The 23,569-nt window shown below is 35.9% G+C and carries 26 protein-coding genes; 20 read left to right on the top strand and 6 right to left on the bottom strand.

Translation table 11 applies throughout. The features are described from left to right. Nucleotides 1–63 precede the first annotated feature (63 nt). Nucleotides 64–957, top strand: a complete 894-nt coding sequence (locus tag RCG20_RS03815; RefSeq protein ID WP_308182910.1) for a 5'-3' exonuclease — start codon at nt 64–66, stop codon at nt 955–957. Nucleotides 958–1,028: 71 nt separating this feature from the next. Here the strand turns inward: RCG20_RS03815 and sspL are convergent, their stop codons facing one another. After that, entirely contained in the window at nt 1,029–1,166 is a 138-nt protein-coding gene (sspL, locus tag RCG20_RS03810; RefSeq protein WP_308182909.1) for a small, acid-soluble spore protein L, read from the bottom strand. A gap of 85 nt (nt 1,167–1,251) precedes the next feature. On the opposite strand from sspL, the gene RCG20_RS03805 reads away from it, so the two are divergent. Both RCG20_RS03805 and RCG20_RS03800 read left to right on the top strand, forming a co-directional pair. Further along, nucleotides 1,252–1,743, top strand: coding sequence for a divergent PAP2 family protein (locus RCG20_RS03805; protein ID WP_308182908.1), 492 nt, complete (start codon nt 1,252–1,254; stop codon nt 1,741–1,743). A 29-nt stretch (nt 1,744–1,772) separates the two neighbouring features. Then, complete coding sequence (locus RCG20_RS03800; protein ID WP_308182907.1) at nt 1,773–2,054, top strand: DUF6123 family protein; 282 nt, start codon at nt 1,773–1,775, stop codon at nt 2,052–2,054. 29 nt (nt 2,055–2,083) lie between these two features. On the opposite strand, the gene RCG20_RS03795 is transcribed toward RCG20_RS03800, so the two are convergent. Beyond that, complete coding sequence (locus RCG20_RS03795) at nt 2,084–3,004, bottom strand: DMT family transporter (protein WP_308182906.1); 921 nt, start codon at nt 3,002–3,004, stop codon at nt 2,084–2,086. Further along, nucleotides 2,997–3,410, bottom strand: coding sequence for an RNase H family protein (locus RCG20_RS03790; protein ID WP_308182905.1), 414 nt, complete (start codon nt 3,408–3,410; stop codon nt 2,997–2,999). The genes RCG20_RS03795 and RCG20_RS03790 overlap by 8 nt, the downstream gene beginning before the upstream one ends. Before the next feature lie 154 nt (nt 3,411–3,564). Between RCG20_RS03790 and RCG20_RS03785 the strand changes: the two genes are divergently transcribed. Then, complete coding sequence (locus RCG20_RS03785; RefSeq protein ID WP_308182904.1) at nt 3,565–4,221, top strand: reverse transcriptase-like protein; 657 nt, start codon at nt 3,565–3,567, stop codon at nt 4,219–4,221. A 20-nt stretch (nt 4,222–4,241) separates the two neighbouring features. Beyond that, the gene (locus RCG20_RS03780; RefSeq protein ID WP_308182903.1) at nt 4,242–4,427 is read left to right on the top strand and encodes a zinc-finger domain-containing protein; all 186 of its coding nucleotides are present in this window, start codon (nt 4,242–4,244) and stop codon (nt 4,425–4,427) included. A 270-nt stretch (nt 4,428–4,697) separates the two neighbouring features. On the opposite strand, the gene cspD is transcribed toward RCG20_RS03780, so the two are convergent. After that, the gene (cspD, locus tag RCG20_RS03775; protein WP_308182902.1) at nt 4,698–4,898 is read right to left on the bottom strand and encodes a cold-shock protein CspD; all 201 of its coding nucleotides are present in this window, start codon (nt 4,896–4,898) and stop codon (nt 4,698–4,700) included. Nucleotides 4,899–5,183: 285 nt separating this feature from the next. Between cspD and RCG20_RS03770 the strand changes: the two genes are divergently transcribed. The 7 genes from RCG20_RS03770 (at nt 5,184) to mntR (ending at nt 14,559) form a co-directional block, all read left to right on the top strand. Further along, a complete protein-coding gene (locus RCG20_RS03770) occupies nt 5,184–5,444 on the top strand; it encodes a hypothetical protein (protein WP_308182901.1) in 261 nt (86 codons plus the stop codon). 277 nt (nt 5,445–5,721) lie between these two features. After that, a complete protein-coding gene (locus RCG20_RS03765) occupies nt 5,722–7,128 on the top strand; it encodes a cytochrome ubiquinol oxidase subunit I (protein ID WP_308182900.1) in 1,407 nt (468 codons plus the stop codon). A 1-nt stretch (nt 7,129) separates the two neighbouring features. Beyond that, on the top strand, nt 7,130–8,143 hold the full coding sequence (gene cydB, locus RCG20_RS03760; protein ID WP_308182898.1) for a cytochrome d ubiquinol oxidase subunit II: 1,014 nt from the start codon (nt 7,130–7,132) through the stop codon (nt 8,141–8,143). Next, on the top strand, nt 8,143–9,858 hold the full coding sequence (gene cydD / locus RCG20_RS03755) for a thiol reductant ABC exporter subunit CydD (protein WP_308182897.1): 1,716 nt from the start codon (nt 8,143–8,145) through the stop codon (nt 9,856–9,858). The genes cydB and cydD overlap by 1 nt, the downstream gene beginning before the upstream one ends. Further along, entirely contained in the window at nt 9,858–11,606 is a 1,749-nt protein-coding gene (gene cydC, locus RCG20_RS03750; RefSeq protein WP_308182896.1) for a thiol reductant ABC exporter subunit CydC, read from the top strand. The genes cydD and cydC overlap by 1 nt, the downstream gene beginning before the upstream one ends. A 216-nt stretch (nt 11,607–11,822) precedes the next feature. Beyond that, nucleotides 11,823–14,009 carry a DNA topoisomerase III gene (locus tag RCG20_RS03745; protein WP_308182894.1) on the top strand — a complete coding sequence of 729 codons (2,187 nt, stop codon included), beginning with the start codon at nt 11,823–11,825 and terminating at the stop codon, nt 14,007–14,009. 127 nt (nt 14,010–14,136) lie between these two features. After that, nucleotides 14,137–14,559, top strand: a complete 423-nt coding sequence (mntR, locus tag RCG20_RS03740; RefSeq protein ID WP_308182893.1) for a transcriptional regulator MntR — start codon at nt 14,137–14,139, stop codon at nt 14,557–14,559. A gap of 66 nt (nt 14,560–14,625) precedes the next feature. Here the strand turns inward: mntR and RCG20_RS03735 are convergent, their stop codons facing one another. Further along, nucleotides 14,626–14,838, bottom strand: coding sequence for a DUF3892 domain-containing protein (locus RCG20_RS03735; RefSeq protein ID WP_308182892.1), 213 nt, complete (start codon nt 14,836–14,838; stop codon nt 14,626–14,628). Between the two features lie 161 nt (nt 14,839–14,999). Beyond that, on the bottom strand, nt 15,000–15,908 hold the full coding sequence (gene metA, locus RCG20_RS03730) for a homoserine O-acetyltransferase MetA (protein ID WP_308182891.1): 909 nt from the start codon (nt 15,906–15,908) through the stop codon (nt 15,000–15,002). A gap of 178 nt (nt 15,909–16,086) precedes the next feature. On the opposite strand from metA, the gene RCG20_RS03725 reads away from it, so the two are divergent. The 8 genes from RCG20_RS03725 to RCG20_RS03690 all read left to right on the top strand — a co-directional run bounded on the left by RCG20_RS03725 (nt 16,087) and on the right by RCG20_RS03690 (nt 23,547). Further along, on the top strand, nt 16,087–16,617 hold the full coding sequence (locus RCG20_RS03725; protein ID WP_308182889.1) for a hypothetical protein: 531 nt from the start codon (nt 16,087–16,089) through the stop codon (nt 16,615–16,617). Nucleotides 16,618–16,636: 19 nt separating this feature from the next. Further along, nucleotides 16,637–17,485: a DegV family protein gene (locus RCG20_RS03720; protein ID WP_308182888.1), complete on the top strand. Its 849-nt coding sequence runs from the start codon at nt 16,637–16,639 to the stop codon at nt 17,483–17,485. Between the two features lie 466 nt (nt 17,486–17,951). After that, nucleotides 17,952–18,599, top strand: a complete 648-nt coding sequence (locus RCG20_RS03715; RefSeq protein ID WP_308182887.1) for an HD domain-containing protein — start codon at nt 17,952–17,954, stop codon at nt 18,597–18,599. After that, the gene (locus RCG20_RS03710; protein ID WP_308184285.1) at nt 18,596–20,482 is read left to right on the top strand and encodes an ABC-F family ATP-binding cassette domain-containing protein; all 1,887 of its coding nucleotides are present in this window, start codon (nt 18,596–18,598) and stop codon (nt 20,480–20,482) included. The genes RCG20_RS03715 and RCG20_RS03710 overlap by 4 nt, the downstream gene beginning before the upstream one ends. A gap of 262 nt (nt 20,483–20,744) precedes the next feature. Next, the gene (locus RCG20_RS03705; protein WP_308182886.1) at nt 20,745–21,179 is read left to right on the top strand and encodes a BrxA/BrxB family bacilliredoxin; all 435 of its coding nucleotides are present in this window, start codon (nt 20,745–20,747) and stop codon (nt 21,177–21,179) included. Between the two features lie 196 nt (nt 21,180–21,375). Further along, nucleotides 21,376–21,969: a YpjP family protein gene (locus RCG20_RS03700; protein ID WP_308182885.1), complete on the top strand. Its 594-nt coding sequence runs from the start codon at nt 21,376–21,378 to the stop codon at nt 21,967–21,969. A gap of 104 nt (nt 21,970–22,073) precedes the next feature. Then, entirely contained in the window at nt 22,074–22,655 is a 582-nt protein-coding gene (locus RCG20_RS03695) for a TerD family protein (protein ID WP_308182884.1), read from the top strand. 124 nt (nt 22,656–22,779) lie between these two features. Then, on the top strand, nt 22,780–23,547 hold the full coding sequence (locus tag RCG20_RS03690) for a TerC family protein (RefSeq protein WP_308182883.1): 768 nt from the start codon (nt 22,780–22,782) through the stop codon (nt 23,545–23,547). Nucleotides 23,548–23,569: the final 22 nt, after the last annotated feature.

The raw sequence follows: 23,569 nt of genomic DNA, 5'->3' as shown, positions 1-23,569 counted from the left end.
CTATGCTATAATGGGAAAAGTGTAAAAAATAAAAGACGCATTTCAAAAGGGGAGACGACAGAAGTGCAAAATCAAAAACCTTCTCTAATGCTTGTAGATGGTATGGCCCTATTGTTCCGTGCATTTTATGCTACGGCTGTGTCAGGACAATTTATGATAAATTCAAAGGGGATTCCCACTAATGGAATCCATGGTTTCATTAAGCACTTAATGACGGCAGTTTCGACCTTCAAACCAACACATCTTGTTGTTTGCTGGGATATGGGTAGCAAAACGTTTAGAACAGAACTTTATGATGGTTATAAAGCAAATCGATCAGCTGCTCCAGATGAATTAATCCCTCAGTTTGATATTGTGAAAGAGGTAGTGGCTTCTTTGGATATCCCGAATATTGGGATTCATGGATTTGAAGCAGATGATTGCATTGGAACCATTGCTACAAAGATAAAGGATGTTGCAAATGTCTCTATCTTAACAGGGGATCAGGATATTTTACAGCTTCTTGATGATAATGTCTCAGTTATTTTGCTTAAAAAAGGCTATGGTAATTATCTTGTTCATACTCCAGTAACTTTTTTAGAGGAAAAAGGAATTAATCCTCAGCAAATGATTGATTTAAAAGCATTAATGGGAGATACAAGTGATAATTATCCAGGCGTAAAAGGAATTGGTGAAAAAACTGCTCTTAAGCTTTTGCAGGAATATGAACATATTGAGGGCATTATGGCTAATTTAAATAATCTTTCAAAATCAATTAAGACAAAAATAGAGCAGGATTTAGAAATGCTACATTTGTCAAGAATGCTAGCTGAAATAAAATGCGATGTTCCCGTAAACTGTTCGCTTGATGATGCTAAAATTAATGTGCAAAAGGAAAAGGTTATTGATAAATTTACGGAATTAGAGCTTCGTGGAATGCACCGCTTGCTTCCGTTTGAAGAACTCTTTGTTTCCTAAAAAATAAGTGGCTGCCCCATTTTTGGGACAACCACACAGATTGTCGACAAAAGGCATCAAGATGCCTTTTGTTATTTTTTATTGTTTTTCTTCGCTAAATTTTCTAATTTACTTTTTGGTTCCTCGGAAAATTCTGCATCCTGCCCATAGCCTTGGGGATTGACCCCAGGAGCCTTGACACCGCGATTCTTGTTATTTTTTTTACTCACAGTTATCACCTCCAATGCCTATAGTATTTCCAAGGGGAATAATATAACACATCTTTCTTCACAATAGTAAAAGAGGTGAAGGTGGATGAATAAAGGTGTTTATATAGCATTAGTAAGTATTGGACTTGCACAAGGAATGAAAATCCCAATTCATTACTATAAACAAAAGGAATGGCGACCTGAATTATTCTTTGAAACAGGAGGGATGCCAAGCTCCCACTCTGCGGGGGTGTCTTCACTTACAACGTACATCGCATTAAAGCAAGGGGTTCCTACTTTTGATTTTGCTCTTTCCTTCATTTATGGGCTAATTGTTATGTATGATGCACAGGGGATCCGCCGTCAAACTGGTGAATTAACTTTAAAAGTAAATTCGCTTGATGAACTTATGACCCAAATTCGTAATGATAAGGGTATTGAGTTTAAGGAAAAATCACCGAAAAAGCTAAAAGAAATGCTTGGCCACAAGCCTGAAGAAGTAATTGGGGGAGCAATACTTGGGGTATGTACTGGGATGATTGGATATTTATTATCAAAAAGTGATAGAAAATTGCCTTTTTTTAAGCTAAAATTTTAAGGGGTATAGGATAGCTTGTTTGATAAGGGATGGGGGAGTTCGTTCTGACGGTTGAAGAATACTTGCATACTTTACATGGGAAGGGCTTTCAATTACAAGGAGATGCAATTGGCTTTATTTACTTTGGGAGACATTATACAAATGCGTCCGATGAAATAACCAATGCTGCAATTGAACTGACATTAAAGGCGCAGAAAAGATTTGATGGCAGTTTCTATGTAGCACTACTCGAAACATTGATCGAAAGCAAAATAAAAACGAGAAAAGCGGCCATACAGTTTGCTAAAGAGAAAGAACTGTTGGCTATGTAATCTCGTTAAAAAATAGTAAACTCCCTTCATTAAAGGGAGTTATTTTTAATATTACTTTTTCTAAGCCACGTTATTTTCCTAACAGGCACCTCAGCAAAGATCATGCCAGCAAAAATGAGGATACAGCCAGTTATTGCACTATAGGTCAAGCGGTCATGAGCCCAAAAGTATCCAGTAATTGCAGCAAAAACCGGTTCCATCGCGAAAATTAACGCAACTCTTGTTGTGGTCGTGTATTTCTGAAAGTTTGTTTGCAATAAAAATGCAAGTGCAGTAGCAAAAATAGCAGTGATTAAAATTGCGATAAATACTTCCTTGGATAGTATAATGTTAGTTTGAAACATTTTTTTCCAATCTTCAAATAGAAACGAAGAAACAATAGATAATATTGAAACTGTTGAAATCTGAATGACTGTTAATAATAATGTGGGGTATTTACCACTAAATTTACCTGTGAAAATGATTTGCATGGCAAAGGCTATTGCGCAAATAAATACAAACCCATCCCCGATATTAAAGGCAGATATATCGGTGGTCGTAAGCAAGAATAAACCGATCGTTGCAATAGCTACACCTACAATCACATTTTTACTTAAAGTTTGTTTTAATAACAACATTGAAAGTAATGGAACAAAAATAACGTTTAATCCAGTAATAAATCCAGCCTTTGAGGAAGTAGTATATAAGAGGCCAATGGTTTGGGTTACATAACCAACAAAAAGCCAAAATCCAATAAAAACACCAGAAAGAATGATCTTTTTATCGAGTTGCTTTAATTGTTTTCTTTCGAAAATAATGAGCCAAAAGATTAGTAAAAGTGCAGCAATCAGAAATCTGATTCCATTAAATGAGAATGGTTCGAGGGAATTAATTGCATTTTGCACTAAAACAAATGTGGTCCCCCAGATGAATGTAACAAAAAGTAAACTCATATCAGCAAATTTATTCATGTGTTGCTTCTTCCTCCAATCCGTTTTTTCGAATTGCCTGCCGAGCAAGTTCGTCGGCGCTCTTGTTTTCACTACTCGGGATCCATTTCATAAAAAAAAGATTCAATTGTTTTGTAAGTGTTAATGCTTTTATAAGTAAAGGAGAAAATTGCTTGTTCTTAACAAACTCCTTTTCGATAGCTCTGTTGACTAATTCAGAATCAGTTCGAAAAGACACGACTAAATAATTCTTTTCCAAACAAATTTCGAGTGCTTTTAAAAATGAATGAAATTCAGCTTCATGATTGGACATTATCCCAAGTGGAATTGAATATTTTTCAGCTGATCCGTGTCCTTTAATAAAAATACCAGCACCGCTTGGTCCAGGATTACCAGCGCTTGCTCCATCAATATATACTTCAATCAATCCAGTTACCTCCAAGATATAGATGTGAAAGTTTATTATAGTTTAACACATTAATGTGAAATAAGAATTTTGATTTTCAGTTTTCGTGAAATGGGCATAATAACAATAAATAATAAAACATGGAGTTCTTAAAAAATAAAGGTGGGCTGAAAAATTGAAATATAAATTTGAATGGGCCTATAAACTTAAGGGAAACGAAAGAATTCAATTTACATCTGACTTAATTTCTGGAGAAATAGCGATTCAGGCGGGAGAAGAACTTGAAAAATCGGGAAAAGCAAGTGATTTTACCTTTTACGATGAAATAGGAACATCATGGACTTTAAAGGAAATGAAAAAACTTGTAACGGAAATTGAGGAAGATCCAAACGAAATAACGGTCTACTTTGATGGTGGCTTTCAAAAGGAAACAAATCAAGCTGGTCTTGGAGCAGTTATATATTTCAAACAAGGGAAAAAGAAATACAGGATCCGTGCCAATGAGCACTTTGATGAGATGGAAACAAATAACGAAGCAGAATATGCTGCACTCTATTTTGCATTAAATATCCTTGAAGAAATGGGAGTTCATCACCTACCATGTGAAATTAAAGGTGATTCGCAAGTCGTTTTGAAGCAGTTAGAAGGGGATTGGCCTTGTTATGAAGAAGTGCTTAATAAGTGGCTTGATCGAATCGAGGAGAAGATTAAATCTCTAGGCATTGTGCCTAGATACACGGCTATTCCTAGAAATGATAATAAGGAAGCTGATAAATTGGCAAGCCAAGCATTAGAGGGAAAAGAAATTTTTAGTAAAACACAATTACTTTAAGAATTTGGGGTGCAAATCACGTGAAGGATCTTAGAAGACGTGAACTCATTGAGAATGCTGAATCCATAATAGTTCAGTATTGTGAGGGATGTTTTTTACATATACAGTTAAAACAGGAAAGTGGACGAAGGTTTGCACACCGGTTTTGTATTTCACAATGTACGGTTGGTGAGAAGCTCAAAGAATACGGAAAAAAGCTAAGTTGAAGGAATTGTTCCTATAATAGCAGGTAACACAAAGATCATTTTATTTATTAGGCTCTTTTCTTAAACATTGTTGCTAGTTGAGAAACTAAATTAGAATGGGATTCCAGTTTACCGATAAAAACCGTAGGAAGTTTTTAAGAAAAGAGCACGATACTATTGTTATTTCGGGTTTTTAGACTAGGCACGAAAAACAACAATCTATGCGAAAATAGCCATTAATTAAAAAAGGCTGACGATTATCGTCAGCCTTCGGAATTTTATTTAGAAAGATTATAGTTTTACAACGTTAGCTGCTTGTGGTCCGCGGTTTCCTTCAACGATTTCAAAAGAAACTTCTTGGCCTTCTTCTAATGACTTAAATCCTTCACCTGAAATTGCGCTGAAGTGTACGAATACGTCATCTCCACCTTCAATTTCAATAAATCCAAAACCTTTTTCATTGTTGAACCATTTAACCTTACCGTTTTGCATATTACTTATTCCTCCTAAGCCTTTTCATGACACACTTGTGTCAAATTTAAATAGTTTATTACAATGCAGATTTGGTAAAATATTACCAAATTTAATCTGGATTATAATGCTTTAAATATACACGAAGGAAAGTGGGCAGTCAAGGAATGTAAACGGTATTTCACTTAAAATAAATAAAGAATTATAAATATTAGAAAAACAAGTGAATAGTAAAAACCATTGACATAAAAAGACCCCAAATTCATATCCTTTAGTAACAAAATCTTAAATACAAAGGGTGAGAGTATGTACCGATTTTCAATCGATGGGGAGAATTGGATTTTAAGATTTACACCGCAAATCGCTGCGGATGCAGAGGAAAAGCATGCAATCTTACTTTCACTTCTTAAAGGACGTCATAAATTTTTACCAATCCCAAATAGTGATGCATTCATAATGATAAATGAAAAGATAGGTGCCATTATTTTCAATGTAAAAAAAGTACCTTCCTCTATTCTAACTGTGTCAAATATAATTCCGAAAGAACAATGGTATTTTCAGGATTAACGAGTATAACCACAAGAACATGACGAAAAATGATCAACCCTCTTCAACTAAGAGGGTTTTCATTTGTCATAAATTAGACTTATTCTTTGTTAAATAGTGAGAGAAATTTTGATACTATAATTAATAAGACCTAATCAATATAAATTCTAAATTAAAAATTATTACTTTATAATATTTAATTTAGTCGTAGTGGAAATTGCTATTATTTCTTCTGTGAAAAGTATCACTTACTCTTAGGAAATTTGGAATATCTTAACAGGATAGGAGGAAATTAAAAATGGATCAAGTATTGTTGGCTAGAATCCAATTTGCAACAACAACCATCTACCACTTCTTCTTTGTGCCACTTACTATTGGACTGGTTTTTATGGTTGCTTTGATGGAAACCTTGTATGTTGTGAAGAAAAAAGAGATTTATAAAAAAATGGCAAAATTTTGGGGGCATTTGTTCTTAATAAATTTTGCAGTTGGTGTCGTGACAGGAATTATTCAAGAGTTTCAATTTGGAATGAACTGGTCTGATTATTCTCGTTTTGTTGGTGATGTCTTTGGAGCACCACTAGCTATTGAAGCATTATTAGCCTTTTTTATGGAGTCAACATTTATAGGGCTGTGGATTTTTGGATGGGAGCGGTTATCCAAAAAGGTTCATCTGGTCTGTATTTGGCTTGTATCAATCGGAACAATTATGTCAGGCTTTTGGATTTTAACAGCAAACGCCTTTATGCAAGTACCGGTTGGATACGAAATAAAAAATGGACGTGCCCAAATGAATGACTTTCTTGCCCTTATCACGAATCGGCAAGTTTGGGTAGAATTTCCCCATGTTATAACAGGAGCTCTATGCACTGGTGCATTCTTTGTTGCTGGAATAAGTGCATTTCATTTAATAAAGAAAAGGCATGTAGATTTTTATAAAAAATCTTTGAATATCGCCCTGATAATAGGGTTAATTGGAAGTCTTGGAGCTGCATTAAGTGGACATGGTCAAGCTCAGTACCTTGTAAAAACTCAGCCAATGAAAATGGCAGCTGCAGAGGCTATTTGGAAGGATACACCTGATCCTGCTCCATGGTCTGCATTTGCACTTATTGACTCAGCAAAAAAAGAAAATAAGTTTGAAATCAATATTCCGTATGCCTTAAGCTTTTTATCCTATTCAAAATTTGAAGGAAGTCTTAAAGGAATGGAATCCCTTCAAAAGGAGTATTCACAGAAATACGATTCAAAGGTAGGCAAGGGCACAAATTATATCCCTCCAGTTAAAACAACGTACTGGAGTTTCCGTTTAATGATTGGCTTTGGCTCAGCAATGATTTTACTTGCAATGATAGGTTTGTACTTATGGAGGAAAGATCGCATTGAACATAGTCATATTTTCTTGAAATTCCTTCTTCCAGCTATATCATTTCCATTTTTGGCCAATACCTTTGGATGGATTATGACAGAAGTTGGCCGCCAGCCATGGACAGTTTTTGGCTTGATGACAACCTCAGATTCTGTTTCACCAAATGTTTCACCTAGTACGGTCCTGTTTTCAATAATCATGTATCTCATACTCTTTACTATCCTTGCTTGTGTAATGGTTTATTTATTGATTCGTGAAATTAAAAAGGGTCCAGGAACACATCATGATTCAAGTTCAGTTTTATCAACGGATCCATTCAGTAAGGAAGGTGTTTAAGATGGAATTGAGTGAATTATGGTTTGTTCTAATTGCTGTTCTCTTTATCGGTTTCTTCTTTCTTGAAGGCTTTGACTTTGGCGTGGGAATGTCTACACGTCTCCTTGCCCGTAATCAATCTGAACGGTCGATTATGGTTAATACAATCGGACCGTTTTGGGATGCAAATGAAGTTTGGTTTTTAACAGGTGGCGGGGCCATATTTGCTGCTTTCCCACAATGGTATGCTACGATGTTTAGTGGCTATTATTTGCCATTGCTTGCTGTCCTGTTATTTCTGATTGGACGTGGGGTTTCATTTGAATTTCGACGGAAGGTTGATAATCCACGCTGGACAAATATATGGGACTGGGTAGTTTTCTTTGGCAGCTTAATGCCACCATTCTTACTAGGCGTCTTATTCTCAAGTATGTTGAAAGGAATGCCCATTCATAAAGATATGAATATGACAGCTGGATTTTCGGATTATATTAATATTTATTCTCTTTGGGGTGGGGCAACCATAACATTACTATGTTTTTTACATGGCTTAAATTTCCTTGCTTTAAAGACTGAAGGGGAGATTAGGAAACGTTCAGCATTACTAGCAAAGAAAATGGTAATCGCAGTATTGGGAGCACTGATTATTTTTGTTGCATTATCTGTATTTTTCACAGATATATTTAAAGTCCGGCTGATTCCAGAACTAGTGATAGTTGTATTAATCGTACTTGCATATGGATTATCATACCTTTTCATTTCAAAAAAGCGTGAGGGTTGGTCATTTACCATGTCAGGGCTCGGGTTAGTGTTTACAGTATCAGCTATATTTGTCGGTCTGTTCCCAAGGGTAATGATTAGTTCGATCAATAAAGCATTTGATCTAACGGTCTATAATGCTTCAAGTGGACCTTATTCCCTTAAGGTGATGACCATAGTGGCATTAACGATTTTACCATTTATTTTAGGATATACCATTTGGAGTTACTATATTTTCCGGAAACGGGTTACGGATAAGGAGCATTTAACATACTGATGGAAAAATCTCTGTTCTCTTACAAGGGAATTAAACCAGTAATAGTTAGCCTTGCTATTTTGACTGTAATACAGGGGATTGCGATCATAACCCAAGCTTATTATTTAGCAGGGGCAATTTCCTCCCTTTTTGGGGGAGATTTGTTTGCAAAAGTAGTAAAAAAATTAGTTATTTTTTTCATATCACTAGTATTTCGGCAATTTCTTACAATATTAAAAAAGAATATAGCTTTTCATTTCGCTGCTAGAACGGGCGAAGTGTATCAGGATTTATTGGTTCAGAAATTGTTCCAACTTGGGCCACGCTTTGTGAAAGAGGAAGGCTCAGGGCAGACAGTTACATTGGTTATGGAAGGGTTAATAAAATTTCGTCACTATTTTGAGCTTTTTATTCCAAAGTTTATGAATATGGCTTTCATACCTGCAATCGTCTGTATCTATATACTTTTTGAAAATATCCGATCTGCTGTCATTTTATTTCTAGCACTACCAATCCTTATTATCTTTATGATCCTCCTAGGAATGGCGGCAAAAACGAAGGCAGATAAACAATTCGAATCATACCAGTTATTGTCAAACCATTTTGTTGATTCATTGCGAGGGCTGGAAACACTTAAATATTTAGGACTGAGTCATGAGCATATTACCAAGATTAAATTAGTAAGCGAAAGGTATCGCCAGGCTACAATGGGAACATTGAGAATAGCCTTTTTATCTTCCTTTGCACTAGATTTTTTTACAATGCTCTCAATTGCGACTGTTGCCGTTTTTCTTGGGGTCGGCTTAATTAATGGGACCATCGAGTTGCGTTCTGCACTAACGATTCTTATCCTTGCCCCGGAGTATTTTCTACCAATTAGAGAAGTTGGAGCTGATTACCATGCAACACTCGATGGTAAAAATGCTGGCAAAAAGATTCAGGAAATCCTTAATAGGGAATCTTTGCAGCAAAAACAGGAGCCTATTCCACTCTGGAATTTAACAAGTACACTTACACTTAAAGAAATGGGTGTTAATTTTGCAAACAGTGATGGGCAAGTTTTGCAGGATATTCATTTTTCAGTTACAGGTTCAAAAAAAATTGGAATTATCGGCGCAAGTGGAGCAGGAAAATCAACATTAATCGATCTTTTAAGCGGGTTTTTAACACCTACGTCAGGGGAAATATTGATTGATGACAGGAGGCTTGCATCACTGTCACATGAAGGCTGGCAAAAGCAAGTAACGTATATTCCCCAACATCCGTATTTATTTCATGATACCGTTTTAAACAATATTCGATTTTATCATCCAGAGGCAACCGATGAAGATGTAGAAGAGGCAGCACATCGTGCAGGACTGACGACCGTGATCCACGAGTTACCGCATAAATTTCATACAGTAATTGGTGATGGCGGTAGGACCTTAAGCGGTGGACAAGAACAACGGATCGCCCTTGCACGTGCATTTCTGGGAAATCGATCAGTGATTTTGCTAGATGAACCAACTGCCCATTTGGATATTGAAACGGAATTCGAATTAAAAGAAACAATAATGCAATTGTTTACTGACAAACTCGTGTTCTTTGCCACACACCGCTTGCATTGGATGTTGGAGATGGATCAAATTATTGTCCTAAATCACGGTAAAATAATGGAAGTTGGAACACATGAAGAGTTAATGAAACAGCAGGATTGTTATTATCAGCTTGCGAACACACAAATGGAGGGAATCTAATGGGCAAAAATAAATGGATTTCCCCCTATTTACGTCAATATCGTTGGCTGTTTGCACTCTCCATCTTGCTTGGTTTGCTAACACTTCTCTTCGGAGGCGCATTAATGTTCTCATCTGGATATTTAATTTCAAAAGCTGCGACACAACCTGAATCTATTTTAATGGTTTATGTACCAATAGTGGGGGTTCGTGCTTTTGGAATTGGGAGGGCTGTGCTTAGCTATGTGGAAAGGCTAACGGGTCATCAGTTAATTTTGAAAATTCTTTCTGAAATGCGTGTTAGGCTTTATAAAATGATTGAGCCGCAAGCACTGTTGCTCAGGTCAAATTTTCGTACAGGTGATATACTTGGCACACTTTCCCATGATATTGAACATTTGCAGGACTTTTATTTAAAAACACTTCTCCCTTCAATTGTTTCTCTACTACTTTATACTGTAATCATTATTTGTACGGGTATTTTTTCCATTCCATTCGCTATTCTTTTGGCCATTTTAATAGGTTTGCTAATTTTTGTTGGACCACTGCTTTCATTCATTTCTATGAAGGTGAAAAATGAACGGCTGAAGACGGGAAGAAATCATCTATATCAACAATTTACTGATGCTATTTTTGGTAGTAGTGACTGGATTTTTAGTGGGAAATACTCAGGCTTTATTCAACAATATAAAGAAATGGAACAAAAACTTCTGACTATTGAAATTGAGAAACGATCTTTTGTGAATTGGAGAGATTTGATAAATCAGATGGTCTTGGGTTCAGTTGTTATTATGACCCTTTATTGGGCTAGTGAGCAAACTCTCGATGGAAGAATACAACCAACGTTAATTGCTGCTTTTGGTCTTATTATGTTTTCTTTGTTGGAGTCTTTTCTTCCAATAGCAGGAGCGGTAAGTGAAACAACAACTTACCGAGATTCATTAAGGCGCCTTAAAGCTTTTAAAGGTGATGATCAGCCAATCTTAAGGGAAGTAGATGATATGAACGAACTAAATGATAAATCCAAAGTATCCATTGAAATAAACCAGTTAACGTTTACCTATTCATCTGCTCCTCCTTTATTAGATGATTTTAGCTTGAAAGTTGAGCAAGGTGAGAAAATTGCCATTATTGGGCGGAGTGGTGCTGGGAAATCGACGCTATTAAAATTAATTCTTGGGGCACTTGTGCCAAGTAGTGGTGAAATTAAACTAAATGGTAAAGATTCGTTTGAGTTGGCATCATCTGAATCGATTTCAAAAATAATGGCTGTCCTCAATCAGAAAGCATATTTATTTAATACAACGGTCATGAACAATATCCGCCTTGGTAATCCTAATGCATCAGATGAAGATGTTTATGAAGTAGCCGAAATGGTTCAATTGCATCATATGATCAGCAATTTACCTAAAGGGTACGATACGAATATGAATGAAACAGGGCAACGTTTTTCAGGCGGGGAACGGCAAAGAATTGCACTGGCACGAATTTTATTGCAAAAGACTCCAATCGTTATCATAGATGAACCGACCGTTGGGCTCGATCCAATAACAGAAGTGAAGCTATTGACCACTATTTTTGAAACATTGAAGGGTAAAACAATTATTTGGGTGACTCATCATTTGATAGGTGTAGAGAAAATGGATCGCATTCTATTTTTGGAGCAAGGTAAAAAGGTCATGGAAGGGTCTCATCAACAATTGCTAACCAGCGAAGAAAGATATCGGCGTTTATATCAGCTTGATCGTCCCCTTTACATGACGGAGTAATTCAATAGGGTTGGCTGCTTTTAGGAGAAATCCTAGAAATAGCTAACTCTTTTTATATTGGTTCGAGTTATTTTTTAGCAATTTACATTTACAAATCCATTTTAGTAGCAATTACTTTCAGAAGGTGCATTCTATCTAAACTGGAATAAGCCTTTACGAAACTTGAACTTAATGGGAAAATAAATTTGGATGCTATTTAGTAAGGGGGCCGTATTATTGAAATTAATCATTGCAGAAAAGCCGGACCAGGGGTCAACTTTGGCGTCTATTTTTAAACATAAAAAACAAACTGGTTACATTCAAATTTTTCCAAATGAGGTTTTTAGCAATGGTGCATACGTTACATGGGCAATTGGACATGTATGCCAACTGATTCCACCTGAAAAGTATCAGACAGAATGGAAGAAATGGTCAATTGAAACTTTACCGATAATCCCTAGTCGCTTTGAATATGAAGTTTCAAAAGATAAAGCAAAACAATTTGCGGTAATCAAAAGATTAGTATCAGACCCCTCGATTACGGAAATTATTCATGCTGGAGATGCAGGCAGGGAAGGTGAGTTGATCATCCGCAATATTCTTCGGTTAACAAAATGCCAAAAGCCAATGAAAAGATTGTGGATTTCATCTCTAACTCCGAATGCAATAAAAGAGGGCTTTAAAAAACTCCTAACTGAGAATGACACTCGTAATCTATATTTTGAAGCATATACTCGGGCTTGTGCGGATTGGATCGTGGGCATGAATGCATCCCGATTATATAGTTTGCTTTTGCAAAAACAAGGCTTTTCAGACGTTTTTTCAGTAGGTAGAGTCCAAACGCCAACGCTCGCTTTAATTGTAAAACGGGAGAGGGAAATTGAAAATTTCAATTCTGCGCCATATTGGGAGGTTCAGGCCCAATTTTTAATGAATGGAAAGAAATACAACGGAAAATGGCAAAATGATGGAGAAACTCGAGTGAATTCTAAAGAATTAGCAGAAAAAGTGGCTGCTTTTTGCAAAGAAAAGCCTGCAGAGGTAGCCGAAGTAAATTCTGAAAGGAAAGAATTTTTACCACCATTACTTTACAACCTTTCCGCCCTTCAGGCAGATGCGAATAGACGCTATAAATTCTCTCCGAAAAAAACTCTAGATATTCTTCAAAAACTTTACCAAAAGGGAAATGTTTCTTATCCGCGTTCAGATTCAAGATATGTGACAAAGGAAGAAGCTGGGGGTTTTCCTGATATCTTGAACAAATTGAGCAGGGTTGATGACTATCAAAAATACTTTCCATTACCAGTTACCTCAATTATAGAGAATAAAAGGTATGTAAATGAAAAAAAAGTGACAGACCACTACGCAATCATTCCAACAGAACAAATACCGAATCTCGGAAAACTTGGTCCTGATGAACGAAAAATTTATGATTTAATTGTGACTAGCCTAATGGCAGCACATTATAATAAGGCTATTGCTGAATATACAACAGTAACAACTTTGGTTGATGGACGTGCATCCTTTATCTCAAAGGGAAAGGTTCAAATTGAGGAAGGCTGGAGGAAAGTTATTTACTCAAAGGATCCAGAAGATGAGCCATCATTACCCATCCTTAATCAGGGTGAGCAGGGCAAGACAGTGAAGGTAGATGTTAAGGAAAAAGAGACGCAGCCACCTAAACGTTATACAGAAGGACAGCTTATTACATTGATGAAATCAGCTGGGAAGCATATTGAAGATAAAGAGCTTGAAAAGGTTTTGACGCAGACAGAAGGCCTTGGAACAGAAGCAACAAGGGCCGGTATTATTACAATGTTAAAAGATCGCCTTTATATCGATGTAAAAAAGAACATCGTTTATGCAACAGCTAAGGCGAAAATTTTAATAGATGCAATTGGTACACAAATCCTTGCCTCACCAGAAATGACGGCAAAATGGGAGCAAAATTTAAAAGAGATTTCCGCGGGAGCAGCATCGCCTAAAAATTTTATGGAGCAAACCAATAAAATGGTTAGCCATCTAATTTCTGCAAGTGTAAATCAATCATCAGAATGGTCATTTTCTGAAGATGACCGTGAAACATTTTCCCCTAGCAAACGAAAGTCGAAAAGTTACGAAAAATTAGGTCCTTGTAAAAAATGTGATGGTTATTTAGTTGATAAAGGGAGCTTTTTTGGTTGTACTAACTACAAAAATAATAAATGTGATTTCACGATATCAAAAAAGATATTAGGAAAAGCGATTACTCAAAAAAATATTAAGAAAATCCTTTCAGCTGGAACATCAGAGCTAATTGAGGGCTTTAAAAATAAAGAAAAATTGTTTAATGCAAAGCTTACTTGGGATGATAAGGAGAAAAAGCTTAGGTTTTTATTTGAAAATGAAAAAGTTATTGAATCCGAAGTTAACAATAAAAATTAGTTTTTTATGTTAAAACACTGTGACATTCTTCATGAAAAATTAATATTAGTGATATATCGTCTTGTCTGCGTATTTTTTATATAGTAAGCTTTTATTGATTATTTTTTATTGTAATGGGGGATTCGGGATGCCAACACCAAGTATGGAAGATTATATTGAGAGAATATATAAGTTAATTGATGAAAAAGGATATGCACGAGTTTCAGATATAGCCGAGGCGTTGTCAGTTCATCCTTCCTCAGTTACAAAAATGGTTCAGAAACTTGATAAAGATGAATACCTTGTATATGAAAAATACAGAGGTTTAGTTTTAACAACAAAGGGTAAAAAAATAGGGAAAAGATTGGTCTTTCGTCACGAGCTGCTTGAACAACTGTTAAAAGTAATTGGTGTGAAATCAGAAAATATATACCATGATGTTGAAGGAATTGAACATCATTTAAGCTGGGATTCCATCGATAGAATTGGTGATCTCGTCCAGTTTTTCGAAGAGGATCCAACTCGTGTTGAAGCATTAATTGATATTAAAAAACGAAACGAAGATCATTAAAGTTGTTTTCGCGCTTGCGAAAACAGCCCATTACATTAGTAAAGCACCTGTTTGATCCAGGTGCTTTTAAAATGTATTTGGTAAATCATCAAAGGATGACTGCAGTTCAGGCATTAGATAGGCATTACCCTCTAAATCCTCTTTTTTCAAAACACCTTCAATTAAGCCGCTTTCAACTTCAATTATCGCCTTTTTATACGAGATAATTCGTCCTAAAGAGGTAACGAAACTAATGATATCTCCAAATTGATTGCGATGAAGTGCAACGAATCTTTCCAACATTTAACCCCCTTTTTATCAGAAGTTTTCTTTATATTCTTTCTACATTTTATGCTTTGTAAACAAAAACGGATATTCCTTTTTTTAGCAAAGCGATGATAAATGAAACAGCCGAAAAATTCGTTGCCTTAACAAAAAAACATCGGAAATTCCGATGTCATTTACCCCCAACCAAATGGAGTTTCTTGATATACATAATAATTTAACCAATTTGAAAAAAACAAATGGCCATGTGAGCGCCAGCGATTTATTGGTGGTAGCAATGGATCATTATTAGGAAAATAGTTTTCAGGCATATGAATCGGAAGCCCTTTCTTGAGATCGCGTGAGTATTCGATCGCCAAGGAATTTGATTCATATTCCAAATGGCCAGTAATCATAACATGCTTTCGATCATAAGAAGAAATAAGTAATGCACCGGCATCATTTGATGCAGCAAGCAATTTTAAATCAGGATGTTTCGTAATTTCATCAATTGAACAATCTGTATATCTTGAGTGTGGTGCATAAAAAAGGTCGTCAAACCCTCTTAATAATAGTTCGTTTTCTTCAAAAATTTGATGAGAATATATACCCGAACATTTTTGGGACAATTCAAATTTACCAATCCCATAATGATAATAAAGAGCTGCTTGTGAGCCCCAACATATATGTAGTGTCGAAGTAACATTTTGTTTAGACCATGCCATTATTTCTGTTAATTCTTGCCAATATTGTACTTCTTCAAATCTTAGCAATTCAACGGGGGCTCCAGTAATAATCATGCCATCAAATTTTTGATGTTTGATGTTCGAAAAAGTAGTGTAAAACTGTTCAAGATGATGTTTATCAGTATTTTTCGATTCATAGGAGTCTGTTCTTAAAAATTTTACATTTACTTGTAAAGCGGTATTGCCTAAATGGCGTAAAAGTTGTGTCTCAGCCCGTTCTTTTTCAGGCATTAGATTTAGGATCAGTATATTCAATGGTCTAATATCCTGACGAATTGCCCGCTCATCGTCCATGATGAATATATTTTCTGATTCAAGAATTTCACGAGCAGGTAAAAGCTTTGGAATATTAATTGGCAAATGATCATCTCCTTTTTTTGAAAATTCAATATAGACATTATAATCAATTTATTAATTTTGGAAAAGATTTTATTCTTTATTCAAAAATTAAATTAGGTTTGATACAATTAAATTGTTATTCTAATTAGTATGAATTGGAGTTTGAAAAAGGATTAAGATTAGTAATAGAGGTGAAAAAATGTTTGATCCAACGGCCTTCGAAAATATTAAAGTAGTTTTAGAAGGTGCACTATATGATTTAGACATAGACGGAGAAATAATAATTACTGACCGGAATGATTGGATCAATACTGCCAAGCTTTCTAGAAGATTTGAAATAGATTTTCAGCTTTCCGAAAATGAGACTTTTCCTGTTATTGCAAAAATAGTATTGGAATCGAGTCTTGAAAATTTAGCAGCAGAGCTTTTACCAAGCAGTTTGTCTGAAAAACTTTCTGGCTGCAATATGAATTTAGAATTTTCATTTATGCACAGGCATAAAATAGTTGACTATAGAAATATTGAAAAAACCCTTTTAGAAATTTGGGGAGATAATAGAAAAATTGTTCAAGCAGCCACTTTTTATCCGATCCAAAATGAGAAAATGATGAAAAGTGTTGCTTCAGTTAATTTTGACAGACTTGTTTATGAGGATCAAATTAATGATCTGGTAGACATGATCGAATTTATGATAACTACTTTAAATTGCTTAAAAAAATTTCAGGATTGATAAATAAGGGGGGGATTCGTTGATTAGGACTGCGTGGGTAACGGATAGCACTGCATATTTAGATGAAAATCTTGAGAAGCATCCAGACTTATACACAGTGCCATTAACCATATTACTTGATAATGAAGAGTATTCGGATGGAATCGATCTAACGGCGGAACAGCTTTTTGCTAGATTAAAGCAACTCCAAAATCCTCCGAAAACTTCACAGCCATCTGTTGGAGCATTTCAAACTCTTTATGAGAAGTTAGCTGAGAATTACGATCAAATCATCACCATTTTGTTATCAGGAAAGCTTAGTGGGACTGTTACTTCAAGTGAACAAGCAGCAAAGCTAGTATCGATTCCAGTAACAACCATTGATTCGAAGATTCTTACCTATCCTTTAACTGCTCTACTAAAAAAAGGGATGGAATGGACAACAGAAGGGAAAAGCCTTGAATTTGTTAAAAGTAAGCTCGAACAAATCAGGGATACAAATGAGACGTACGTTCTTGTCGGCAGCTTAGAGCAGCTTCATCGGAGCGGAAGATTGACTGGGCTGCAATTTTTCCTTGGAAGCATGCTGAACATCAAACCGATTATTTCGATTAATAATGGCGAACTAAGAGTGAAGGAAAAAGCACGAAGTGAGAAAAAGGCACTGGAAAAAATAGTCGAATATTTAAGACTTTCTTATAGTAAATATCAATTTGAAGAAGTTTATCTTTTATATGGACTACATGAGGAAATTGCGATCTCTTGGAAAAATGAATTAAAATCCAAATTTCCTCAATTGAAATTTATCACTTGTCCACTTGGAGCCACTATTGGCGTTCATGCTGGCGAAAATACACTTGGAATTAGCTGGTTTAATGAGTTAAATTAAAGCTAAATAGTAAATTGGAAGGGGATGACATAATAAGGCCATCCTCAGATTGTCGAGAAAGGGTCTTTTCTCGGCAATTTTTTATTTTGTCTTAATCTGAATTACCGATTTTTTATTCATTTATTGTCTCTGCTAACTGGCCTGTTGATTTCCGCTCCGGGCACTCGCTTTCCGCGGGGAGAGGTCCTGAAGCCTCCTCGGCACGCCCGCGGAAAGCGAAGTGCCTGGAGCGCTAATTAACAGACATGTTTAAATGCTAATATACACCAATTTATTACGATGAGTTAATGCGGTGAATTGTTAAGCAAATTGAATGAATCGAAAGGTTTTTCGACAGGCTGTCGGATGTCCTAATAAGGCCATCCTCTTATCTTTAAGAAATGCCATAAGCGGGAACCCTGCGCTTTTGTTCTTCTTTTTTCCTTTTTCATGTTAAAATAACATGGTTGAAGGCAGGTGTACAAAAATGAGCAAATTAATTATTCAAGAGACTGAGAGCTTTGTCCGAAATGAATTAGGCGAAGATACAACCGGTCATGATTGGTTTCATATTGAACGGGTTCGCCAAAATGCAATGAATATTTGGAAAAAGGAAAATACAGGGGATCCATTTATTATTGAAATGGCCGCATTGCTTCACGATATATCGGATGAAAAGGTAAATGAAAGTGCAAAAAAGGGTGAAGAAAAGCTTAACACCTTTTTAGAAATGATAAAAATAGCTGATGAGGAAAAAAGTCAGATTAAACATATTATCGAAACCATCTCTTTTAAGGGTGGACGAAAAATAGAACTAACTTCGATCGAGGCGAAAATTGTCCAAGATGCGGATCGATTAGATGCTATTGGGGCGATTGGGATTGCAAGAGCGTTTGCATATGGAGGAAAAAAAGGACAACCAATATACGATCCACAAATAAACGTTCGAGGAGAAATGAAACTTGAAGAATATCGGGATGGGAAATCAACAAGTATCCATCATTTCTATGAAAAATTACTTAAATTAAAAGATTTATTAAATACAGAATCAGCTAAAAAGATAGCGGAGAGTCGACATCATGTAATGGAAGTCTTTTTAGAAGAATTTTTTAAAGAATGGAATGGTCAATCATGAAAATGCTTTCGATCGAAAATGTTACAAAAACGTATGGAGAAAAACAATTATTTAAGCAAGTTTCATTTACGATTTCTGAAAAAGAACGTGTTGGTCTTATTGGAGTAAATGGGACGGGCAAATCTTCATTACTAAAGATCGTTGCAGGAATAGATATTCCAGATGACGGAAGAATCAGTGCTGGGAAAGATTATACTATTTCCTACTTAGATCAACAGCCCGAATTGAGATCCGAACTAACGGTTCTTGAACAAGTTTTCCATGGAGAAGCTCCTGTTCTAAAACTGTTGCGTGAATATGAAAAAGCACTTTTGCAGCTAAATGATTCACCAACAAACGAAAAACTTCAAGATGAATTATTTCAATTGCAGAAACAAATGGATGCTTTAAATGCATGGGATGCAAATACAAATGCAAAATCAATCTTAATGAAATTAGGGATTGAGGACTTTGGTAAAAAGGTAGGTGAACTTTCTGGAGGGCAAAAGAAGAGGGTAGCATTGGCTCAGGTCTTAATTGAAGCGTCTGATTTGCTTATTCTGGACGAACCTACTAACCATCTTGATTTCGATACTGTAAAATGGCTTGAGGAATATTTAAGTAGATATAATGGTGCACTCTTGCTAGTAACACATGATCGATACTTTTTGGACCGTGTGACCAATCGTATTTTTGAATTAGATGGCGGAAATTTGTACAGTTATAAAGGAAATTATGCTGCATTTCTCGAAGCTAAAGCCATTCGTGAAGAAAGTGAAGCATCAACTTTGGAAAAAAGTAAAAATCTTTTCCGAAGAGAACTAGAATGGATCCGGCGCGGGGCACAAGCTAGATCAACCAAGCAAAAAGCTCGGATTCAGCGATTTGATCAGCTAGATGAACAACTAGCAAACAACAGGTCATCTGAAAAGTTCGACATCACCTTAAACGGAAGCCGTCTTGGCAAACAAGTATTTGAATTGAAGGATGCATCGAAGAAGTACGATGATAAAGTAATCCTTACTCATTTTGATTTACTCATAAAGCCAGGCGACAGAATTGGAATTATTGGTAAAAATGGTACCGGAAAATCAACCATATTGAATATTTTTGCACAGCGAATTCCCCTTGACGAAGGTGAATTTAATATGGGGAAAACAGTGAAAATTTCCTATTATACGCAAGAAAGCGAAGATATGGATGAAAATCAACGAATGATTGAATATATTAAAGAAACTGCCCAGGTTATTGAAACATCCGATGGAAAAACAATTTCAGCGGCACAAATGCTGGAAAGATTCCTTTTTCTACCTTCTGCTCACGGTACACCTATTCGTAAACTTTCTGGTGGAGAAAAACGGCGCTTATACCTGTTGAAAATATTGATGACTGCACCGAATGTTTTGTTATTGGATGAACCGACCAATGACCTTGATACTCAGACTTTAACTGTTTTAGAGGATTATTTAGAAGATTTTCCTGGGGTTGTAATAACGGTTTCGCATGATCGTTATTTTCTTGATAAGGTAGCCGATCAGCTTCTTGTTCTAAAAGGAGAGGGAGAAATAAACTCTTTCTATGGCAATTACACAGAATATCTAGAAAAGAAGATGTTACAGGAATCGCAAAAGGTGGTACCAACAGTAACTGCAGCACCAAAGTCTCAAGAAAAAGAAAAAAAGAAAAAAATGACCTATATGGAGAAAAAAGAATGGGAACAAATTGACGATAATATCGCTGAAACGGAAAATAGACTTGAAAAGATATCTGCTGAAATGGCGAATATTGGTAGTGATTTTACAAAAGGTCAAGATTTGATGAGGCAAGAAACTGAAAACAATGAAAAACTTGAACATTTGATTGAACGCTGGACCTACCTAGCAGAACTGGCTGAAAGTGAGTAAAGAGTACTCTTCGGAGTGCTCTTATTCGCTTCTTGGAAAATCCAGATTAGTGCATCCGCTTTCAGCTAATCGAACAAATGGATGATCCAACAGTAGAAGATTCGCCAGTGCTTGAGAAGGGATTGTTCGATGAGAAAGAGTCAATCTGGAGGATAGTTACTTTGCATTTGAGGTTGGTGACGAGAAGGCAATTAAGAAAATTGCATTGAACGAATAAAATATAGTATGCTAAACAACAATCCTACATTTGGAGGGAATTTTTATGTCAATGGCCTATGAGGAATATATGAAACAAGTGATAAAACCAATGCGTGATGAATTAACAAGAGTGGGCTTTTTGGAAATGACTGAAGTCCAAGATGTTGAGAAATTCATGGAAAATGTAGAAGGAACTACACTTGTAGCAGTAAATTCTGTTTGTGGCTGTGCTGGTGGCCTTGCACGCCCAGCCGTCACACAAGCTATTTTAAATAGCGAAAAAAAACCAGAACATCTTATCACTGTTTTTGCTGGTCAAGATAAGGAAGCAACTGCTATGATGCGTGAGTATTTCGAAGGTTATGAACCATCTTCACCATCCTTCGCGTTATTAAACGGGAAGAAGGTAGTACATTTCGTTCCTCGCGATGACATAGAAGGAGCAACTATGGAAGTGGTTATGAAAAATTTAATGGACGCATTTGATGCAAATTGTTGATTGGGACAAATGAAGTCCCTTTCTTTTTTACAAATAATTAATGCGGTGATAATAGAATCTACTTAAATCTAGGTCAAGGCAATATTCATTAAATTGTTGGAAGCTATTTTTCCATTTTAGCGAAAAAAGAAGTATACTATTATGTAAGAATAAAATAATTAGAGAAAGCTTTTCTAGTATAAAAGGAGAGTTTTTAATGAACAACTGGCTACGTAAGACGTTTGTCGTATTAGTATCCATATTAACTTTCGGGATTATAACACCGTCACAGCTTATTAATAATGTGAATGCGGAAAAACCTTCAGATCGAGATGTTTTTGAAACAAATATGCTAATTAATAGCATTGACCAGTCAACTATTTTTTTAGATGATTCGAAATTCTCAAAAGACACTCTAATTGAGGAATTGACCAAACAGGCAGAAATGCAAACCTATCAAAAATTCGGCGTGAAAATAAAGCCGGCAATAGAAGATGAATTTCGAGAAATTATTTTACCAAACATTGAAAAAGCAATTGCAAAAACGACTGCCCAATTTCCAAACGAAGATTTGCAGAATCTAGCTATTTCAGAGCAGCCAGGTGGCGGTTATTCAGAAAAGATTTTTCATGTTAAAAATATTCATACAAATGAAGACATTCTTTTATTTCATGTTCGAAGGGATAATCCACCGCAGGCAGGATATTGGTTTAACTTTCATTATCACACTATATATGATGGTTTCCAAAGCCACCATGACCTCGGTTCGATCTATTGGGATAAAAACACGCCACCTAAATGGATGAGTTGATTTTCCAATTTGCGAAGTAATGGAAAAAATTTTATTATGATTATATGAAACCTTTTTGAGAAATACTCGTAAATATACTATAACCCTTATTGGAGGTAAGAAAAATGGCAGTAAGTTTATCAAAAGGACAGAAAGTAGATTTAACAAAAACAAATCCTGGTTTAACAAATGTGGTTGTTGGATTAGGTTGGGATACAAACAAGTATGATGGTGGAAACGATTTTGATTTGGATTCATCTGTTTTCCTGTTAGGGGAAAATGGAAAGGTTACAACAGAAAGTGATTTTGTTTTCTATAATAACCCAAAAGGTGGAAATGGAGCCGTTGTACATACAGGGGATAACCGAACAGGTGATGGAGATGGCGATGATGAACAGGTTAAAATTAATCTAACTACTGTTCCAGCTAATGTCCAGCGTGTTGCGTTTACGATTACCATTCATGAAGCAGAAAAGAGAAACCAAAACTTCGGACAAGTTTCTAATGCATATGCCCGTATTTTTAATGAGGCAACAGGCGAAGAGCTTATTCGTTACGATTTAGGTGAAGATTTCTCTATTGAAACGGCGCTGGTCGTGGGTGAGTTATACCGTCATAATAATGAATGGAAATTTAGTGCGATCGGTAGTGGATACCAAGGTGGTTTGTCTGCACTTGCAACAGATTTTGGGTTACAGATTGGTTAATAATTCCAATACGGGACTCGGCCTGTGCCGAGTCTTTTAGTAACAATAAGTAAAATCATTTTTTAAGATAAAATTTGACTAAGAGCGCCCTGCGCTTCTCAAAAATTTAGGAGGAACTTTTTTAATGTCATTTTTGCATGGTATATTGAACACCTATTCACAGTTTTTTGAATGGGATATGTGGGTGAAGGTTTTATCGGACCCTGTTAGTTGGGGCCTAATTGGGACGCTGATTATTCTCGAAGGATTACTTTCAGCTGATAATGCACTCGTTTTGGCGGTAATGGTTAAACACTTGCCACCCGAAAAACGAAAAAAAGCACTTTTCTTTGGATTATTTGGGGCATATTGTTTCCGTTTTATAGCTATTGGACTAGGTGTTTTCCTAATAAAGCTGTGGTGGATTAAAGTATTAGGCGCAGGATACCTTGCATGGCTATCCATTAAATATTTTATCGACAAGAGCAAGGATTCAGAAGATGAAGGTGAAGCTGAAGGAATAAACCAAGGTGGATTATTAATCCGTCTGTTTGGAACTTTATGGGGAACTGTTGCATCAGTTGAGTTAATGGATATTGCTTTCTCTGTCGATAGTGTTCTTGCAGCATTCGGTGTTAGCAATAAGGTTTGGATTTTATTTGTAGGTGGTATATTGGGAGTATTAATGATGCGCGGTGTTGCCGGAGTCTTTTTAACGTTAATTGATCGAATTCCCGAGCTTGAAACAACAGCATATATACTTATTTTGATTATTTCAATAAAAATGTTCCTTGGTGTATTCCATTATGAATTGGAGCCCTTATACTTCTTTATCATTTTATTGTTTACATTTGGAGCTACCTTTATTGTTCACTTCTTAAACAAGAAAAAAGAAACCGAACACGGAAAATAAATAGTTTTTAACTAACTGAGGG

Origin of the sequence: Neobacillus sp. PS3-40 (assembly GCF_030915485.1) — a bacterium.
Lineage (GTDB): Bacteria > Bacillota > Bacilli > Bacillales > Cytobacillaceae > JAUZPL01.
The sequence above is the reverse complement of the archived record's forward strand: the minus strand, read 5'-3'. Positions and strand labels throughout refer to the sequence as shown.

Coding starts and splice junctions, on each gene's coding strand:
- mntR (WP_308182893.1), top strand. CDS start 14,137: ATGCCAACACCAAGTATGGAAGATTATATTGAGAGAATATATAAGTTA.
- RCG20_RS03710 (WP_308184285.1), top strand. CDS start 18,596: ATGAAAATGCTTTCGATCGAAAATGTTACAAAAACGTATGGAGAAAAA.
- RCG20_RS03795 (WP_308182906.1), bottom strand. CDS start 3,004: ATGAATAAATTTGCTGATATGAGTTTACTTTTTGTTACATTCATCTGG.
- RCG20_RS03690 (WP_308182883.1), top strand. CDS start 22,780: ATGTCATTTTTGCATGGTATATTGAACACCTATTCACAGTTTTTTGAA.
- RCG20_RS03715 (WP_308182887.1), top strand. CDS start 17,952: ATGAGCAAATTAATTATTCAAGAGACTGAGAGCTTTGTCCGAAATGAA.
- RCG20_RS03700 (WP_308182885.1), top strand. CDS start 21,376: ATGAACAACTGGCTACGTAAGACGTTTGTCGTATTAGTATCCATATTA.
- RCG20_RS03805 (WP_308182908.1), top strand. CDS start 1,252: ATGAATAAAGGTGTTTATATAGCATTAGTAAGTATTGGACTTGCACAA.
- RCG20_RS03705 (WP_308182886.1), top strand. CDS start 20,745: ATGTCAATGGCCTATGAGGAATATATGAAACAAGTGATAAAACCAATG.
- cspD (WP_308182902.1), bottom strand. CDS start 4,898: ATGCAAAACGGTAAGGTTAAATGGTTCAACAATGAAAAAGGTTTTGGA.
- RCG20_RS03800 (WP_308182907.1), top strand. CDS start 1,773: ATGGGGGAGTTCGTTCTGACGGTTGAAGAATACTTGCATACTTTACAT.
- RCG20_RS03695 (WP_308182884.1), top strand. CDS start 22,074: ATGGCAGTAAGTTTATCAAAAGGACAGAAAGTAGATTTAACAAAAACA.
- RCG20_RS03725 (WP_308182889.1), top strand. CDS start 16,087: ATGTTTGATCCAACGGCCTTCGAAAATATTAAAGTAGTTTTAGAAGGT.
- cydD (WP_308182897.1), top strand. CDS start 8,143: ATGGAAAAATCTCTGTTCTCTTACAAGGGAATTAAACCAGTAATAGTT.
- cydB (WP_308182898.1), top strand. CDS start 7,130: ATGGAATTGAGTGAATTATGGTTTGTTCTAATTGCTGTTCTCTTTATC.
- RCG20_RS03770 (WP_308182901.1), top strand. CDS start 5,184: ATGTACCGATTTTCAATCGATGGGGAGAATTGGATTTTAAGATTTACA.
- RCG20_RS03765 (WP_308182900.1), top strand. CDS start 5,722: ATGGATCAAGTATTGTTGGCTAGAATCCAATTTGCAACAACAACCATC.
- cydC (WP_308182896.1), top strand. CDS start 9,858: ATGGGCAAAAATAAATGGATTTCCCCCTATTTACGTCAATATCGTTGG.